4 protein-coding genes and 1 tRNA gene are annotated in these 5,178 nt (G+C 70.1%); all 5 read left to right on the top strand.

Annotation, left to right across the window (positions count from 1 at the left end):
* Positions 1-1,548 (top strand): alpha/beta hydrolase (locus tag NQ160_RS17920; RefSeq protein ID WP_257516493.1); only part of this gene is annotated, 1,548 nt, incomplete at its 5' end.
* A gap of 73 nt (positions 1,549-1,621) precedes the next feature.
* Positions 1,622-1,694, top strand: a tRNA-Thr gene (locus NQ160_RS17915).
* 66 nt (positions 1,695-1,760) lie between these two features.
* Complete coding sequence (locus NQ160_RS17910; protein ID WP_257516492.1) at positions 1,761-2,153, top strand: hypothetical protein; 393 nt, start codon at positions 1,761-1,763, stop codon at positions 2,151-2,153.
* Positions 2,154-2,197: 44 nt separating this feature from the next.
* Positions 2,198-4,567 (top strand): MMPL family transporter, encoded by a 2,370-nt coding sequence (locus tag NQ160_RS17905; protein ID WP_257516491.1) that lies wholly within the window; start codon positions 2,198-2,200, stop codon positions 4,565-4,567.
* Positions 4,568-4,918: 351 nt separating this feature from the next.
* Positions 4,919-5,178: isochorismatase family protein (locus NQ160_RS17900; RefSeq protein WP_257516490.1), on the top strand; the 260-nt coding region annotated here is incomplete at its 3' end.

The following is a 5,178-nucleotide window of genomic DNA, read 5'->3' as shown; positions in this document are numbered from 1 at the left end:
CGCCGCCGCCTCCTCGCCGTCACCGCCGGCCTCGCCGCGCTGACCCTCAGCCTCACCGGCTGTCTCGCCGCGATGATCCCCGACGCGGCCGCGCCGCCCACGGTCGGCCCCAGCAAGCCGCCCGTCACCGACGGCATCTCCGAGGAGCTGCTGCCGTTCTACGAGCAGACGGTGGAGTGGGAGCCCTGCGAGGGCGCCGACGCGGGCTACTACGACTGCGCCACCGTGACCGCCCCGCTCGACTGGGAGAATCCGGATGCCGGCGAGATCGACCTCGCCGTGATCCGTCGCCACGCCGACTCCGGTGAGCCGATCGCGTCGCTGCTGACCAACCCCGGTGGGCCGGGCGCGAGCGGTCTGGAGCTCATCCGCGACTCTGCCGGGTTCGCCACGGGAGCCGCTCTCCGCGAGGCATACGACGTCATCGGGTTCGACCCGCGCGGCGTGGGGGAGTCCACCGCGGTGCGCTGCCTCGACGCCGAGCAGATGGACGCATACCTCTACGACGTTCCCGCGAACCCGCGGGGCAGCGCCGAGTGGGAAGACGAGCTCACCGAACGCAACGCCGCCTTCGCCGAGGCGTGCGAGGCCAACAGCGGCGGCATCCTGCCCTACATCACGACGCTTCAGGCGGCCCGCGACCTCGACCTGCTGCGGGGGGTGCTGGGCGATGAGCAGCTGCACTACCTCGGCTACTCGTACGGAACGTTCCTCGGCGCCACCTACGCCAAGCTCTTCCCCGAGCGCGTCGGCCGCCTCGTGCTCGACGGAGCCATCGACCCGGCCGTCTCGGGTCTCGAGGTCGGCACCACGCAGGGTGTGGGCTTCGAGTCCGCGCTGCGCGCCTACATGGCACAGTGTCTCGCCGGGCAGGACTGCCCGTTCCGCGGCACCGTCGACGATGCGATGGCCGACCTCGGCACCCTGCTGGCCAGCGTCGACGCGCGGCCGCTGCCCGCAGCGGACGGCCGGCAGCTGGGAGCGGACACGCTGCTGACGGCCATCATCGCGGCGCTGTACTCCCAGGACAGCTGGCCGTATCTGACCGCCGGACTCACCGACGCGCTCGAGGGAGACCCCGAGATCGCGATGCAGCTGGCCGACTTCTACAACGCCCGCCAGGGCGGTGTCTACCTCGACAACTCCTCCGAGGCGTTCCGCGCCTACAACTGCATGGACTACCCCGTAGGCGACGAGGCCGAAGACGCGGCGGCCGAGGCGCTGCTGGCGGCTGAAGCGCCCACCGTCGCGCCCTACTGGAGCGGGCCCGACTCCTGCTCGGTGTGGCCGTATGAGCCCACCGGCGTGCGCGAGCCGATCACGGCCGAGGGGGCGGCCCCCATCGTCGTGGTCGGCACCACCAACGACCCCGCCACGCCGTACGAATGGTCGGTGTCGCTGGCGGATCAACTCGCCTCGGGCGTGCTGGTCACCCGCGTCGGTGAGGGGCACACCGGATACAACAAGGGCAACGCCTGCGTGGATGCCGCCGTCGAGTCGTACCTCGTGGACGGCACCGTGCCCGAAGACGGTCTGACCTGCGAGTGACGGGTCCGAGCGGTTCGCGAGCGCTCTTTTCAGCATGTAAGATCGATGATCGTGCGTAGCGAAAGCGAAGCGCGCCACCTTAGCTCAGACGGCAGAGCGATTCACTCGTAATGAATAGGTCAAGGGTTCGATTCCCTTAGGTGGCTCAGACCGGCTGTGGGGCTCTTAGGGGCCCCACAGCCGTATCCGCACAATGAGCGCAAGGGGGACTCGTGGACGTCGCGCTCGATGCGATCCTCGAGATCTTCTCGTGGGTCGGCCTCGGCGCCGGCGTCCTCGTCGGGGTGATCGCCGTCGTGCTGTGGGCCATCGACGGCTCGTGGCTTCCCGCCACGGGTGTGGTCGAGCACGAGGACGACGGCGTGGTGGTGCGGTGGTTCGATCATGATGGGGGAGTGGGGGCGGCCGCCGCCGGTCACGCCGAATCCGAGCGTCTGGCCGGGCAGCCCACCGCAGACATCTGGTACCGGGTCGGCGGGCGCGATCGTTTCCGGCTGACGAAGCACTCCCCGGCCGTGCGCGCCACCGCCTGGCTCGCCGCCGGCCTCGCCGCGCTGGGTATCCTGGCATTCGCGGCATCCTGGATCCTGCTTTTCGCGCGCTGACCAGCGGAGTGGCATTTCCGCAGATTGCTAGATAAGCTAGCAATATGGCAAATGAGCGAACGGTGCCGAAATGGCTCCGAATCGGCATCCCCGTGGTGCTGGTGCTGGTGTGGTTGGTCGGCGGCGCGATCGGCGGTCCCTACTTCGGCAAGGTAGACGAGGTGGCGGTCAATGACCGGTCGGCGTTCCTGCCGTCGAGCGCCGACGCGACGCAGGTCAATGAGCTGCTGCCGGAGTTCCTCGGTGATGACAGCGTGCCTGCGCTCGTGGTCATGTCCACCGACGACGGCGAGCTGACCGAGAGTCAGCTGACCGAGCTGAACGACCTGGCGGCGGGCATCGTCGATCTCGACGGCGTGGTGGGCGATGTGTCGCCTGCGGTGCCGTCGGAAGACGGCGAAGCCGTGCAGGTCTTCGTGCCGCTGGATGCCGAGGGCGAGATCGCCGAGCTCGTCACCGAGCTGCGTGAGTACCTCGCCGACGGGGCGCCGTCGGGGGTGGACACCTTCGTGACCGGTCCGGCAGGGTTCTCGGCCGACCTGGTCGAGGGCTTCCTCGGCATCGACGGGTTGCTGCTGGGCGTCGCGCTGCTCGCCGTCTTCGTCATCCTGATCATCGTCTACCGCTCGCCCCTCCTGCCGATCCTCGTGCTGCTGACCTCGGTGTTCGCGCTGTGCGTGGCGCTGCTGACGGTGTGGTGGCTCGCGAAGGCGGGCATCGTCGTGCTGAACGGTCAGGTCCAGGGGATCCTCTTCATCCTCGTCATCGGCGCCGCCACCGACTATGCGCTGCTGTATGTGGCGCGCTTCCGTGAGGCGATCGCCACCGGCAAGAAGCGGTGGGATGCCACGACCACCGCGTGGCGCGGTGCGTTCGAGCCCATCCTCGCCTCCGGCGGAACGGTCATCGCGGGGCTTCTCTGCCTGCTGCTGAGCGACCTCGCGACCAACCGCGCTCTGGGCCCGATCGCGTCCATCGGCATCGCGTTCGCCATGCTGTCGGCCCTCACCTTCCTTCCGGCCCTGCTCGCCCTCACCGGACGCGCGGCGTTCTGGCCGTTCGCCCCGAAGCCCGGCGCCCTCGGCGTGCCCGAGGACTTCTCCCGCCCGGTCAAGGGCCTCTGGCCCCGTCAGGCGCGCTTCGTCGCCCGCCACCCGCGCGCGGTGTGGATCGTCTCGACGGTGGTGCTGCTGGCCGCGTGCGTCGGTGCTCTCCAGCTGAAGGCCGACGGCGTGCCCTCGAGCGAGCTCGTGCTCGGCACCTCGCAGGCCCGCGACGGACAGGCTGAGCTCGCCGAACACTTCCCGGCCGGTTCCGGCAGCCCGGTGTACGTGATCGCCCCCGAGGGCGACCTCACCGCGGCCGTCGAGGTGCTCAGCGACACCGACGGCATCGACTCGATCGCCGTGGCATCCGAGGATTCGCCCAACGGTCAGGCCGTCGTCGAGTTCGAGGGCGGTGAGGCGGTCATCAGTGCCTTCGGTCCTCCCGGAACCGCGGCACCCGAGCCGACCGTCGCCGAGGGCGACGTGCTGCTCATCGCGACGCTCACCGACGCGGCCGACTCCATCGCCGCCGAGGACGTCGTGCGCGACCTGCGCGTGCAGCTGTCCGACGACGTGGGCACGGACGTGCTCGTGGGCGGCGAGACCGCGACCGACATCGACACCAATGACACGTCGATCCGTGACCGCACGCTGATCATCCCGATCATCCTCGTGGTGATCCTGCTGATCCTCATCGCACTGCTGCGGTCGCTGTTGGCGCCGATCCTGCTGATCGGCACGGTCATCCTGTCGTTCGGCTCCGCCCTCGGAGTGAGCGCGCTGGTGTTCAACGGCATCTTCGACTTCCCCGGCGCCGACCCGGCCGTGCCGCTCTACGGATTCGTGTTCCTCGTGGCGCTGGGCATCGACTACAACATCTTCCTGATGACGCGCGTGCGGGAGGAGTCTCTGAAGCACGGAACGAGGCTCGGCATCCTGCGGGGGCTCGTGGCCACGGGCGGGGTGATCACCTCTGCCGGGCTCGTGCTGGCGGCCACCTTCGCCGCCTTGGGAGTCATCCCGATCCTGTTCCTGGCGCAGCTGGCGTTCATCGTCGCGTTCGGTGTGCTGCTCGACACGTTCGTGGTGCGCTCGCTGCTGGTGCCGGCCCTGTCGTTCGACATCGGCCGTGCGATCTGGTGGCCGTCGAAGCTGTGGCGCAACGACCCGGGCGGTTCGCGCCGGCTGGCGATGAGTCCCAGCGAGGGTGGTCCGGTCGCGGCTCCCGCGCGGGGGAGTGCCCCTGACGGTGACGGGGACCTCGCCGCGGTCGCGGTCGACACCGCCGCGGGCGTCCGCGCGGTCGAGCAGAAGGTCGCCAAAACGGGCGAGCGGTCGGTGACACGGCGGTCGCTGCGCCGGCGCTGACCCTGGCGAGGTTGTGCACGAGGGGCCGCGGCTGATGCCGGGGCCCCTCGTGCGTTCCCGGCGGGCGCGGCGCTGCCCAGCAGAGGAGATCTGCCCGAATGAGGATGGATGCCGGGATTCCATCCGCATGTCGGCAGATCTCCGCATCCCGGCGACGGTGGGCGGTGGCGCCCCGTCGCGGGCGACAGCCGTGCACAACGTCGCCGATCCGGCCCCGAAACCCCTCCGGCGGCTGCCCGGATCCCCGTGCGCGGCCGCAATGGCGACGTTGTGCACGAGGGGCCGCGGCTGATGCCGTGGCCCCTCGTGGTCCCGGCGCCGGTACGCGACCGGTCGGCGTAGGCTCGGCGCATGAGTAAGGCGCTGTTCATCGTCGACGTGCAGAACGACTTCACCGAGGGTGGGGCGCTCGGGGTCGCCGGGGGTGACGCGGTCGCGGCCGCGATCAGCCGGCACCTGGCCGCCTCCGCAGATCAGTACGCACTGATCGTCGCCTCGCGCGACTGGCACGACGCCGACGGTGACAACGGCGGACACTTCGCCGCCGGCGAGCCCGACTTCGTCGACACCTGGCCGGTGCACTGCGTAGCCGGCACCGAAGGTGCCGAGTA

Source organism: Microbacterium sp. zg.Y909, from assembly GCF_024626565.1.
Note: the sequence above shows the minus strand (reverse complement) of the source record. Positions and strands in the feature narration are given on the sequence as shown.

Bases quoted from the DNA above. Each gene is read 5' to 3' on its own strand.
- NQ160_RS17905 (WP_257516491.1), top strand. From the start codon at position 2,198: ATGGCAAATGAGCGAACGGTGCCGAAATGGCTCCGAATCGGCATCCCC.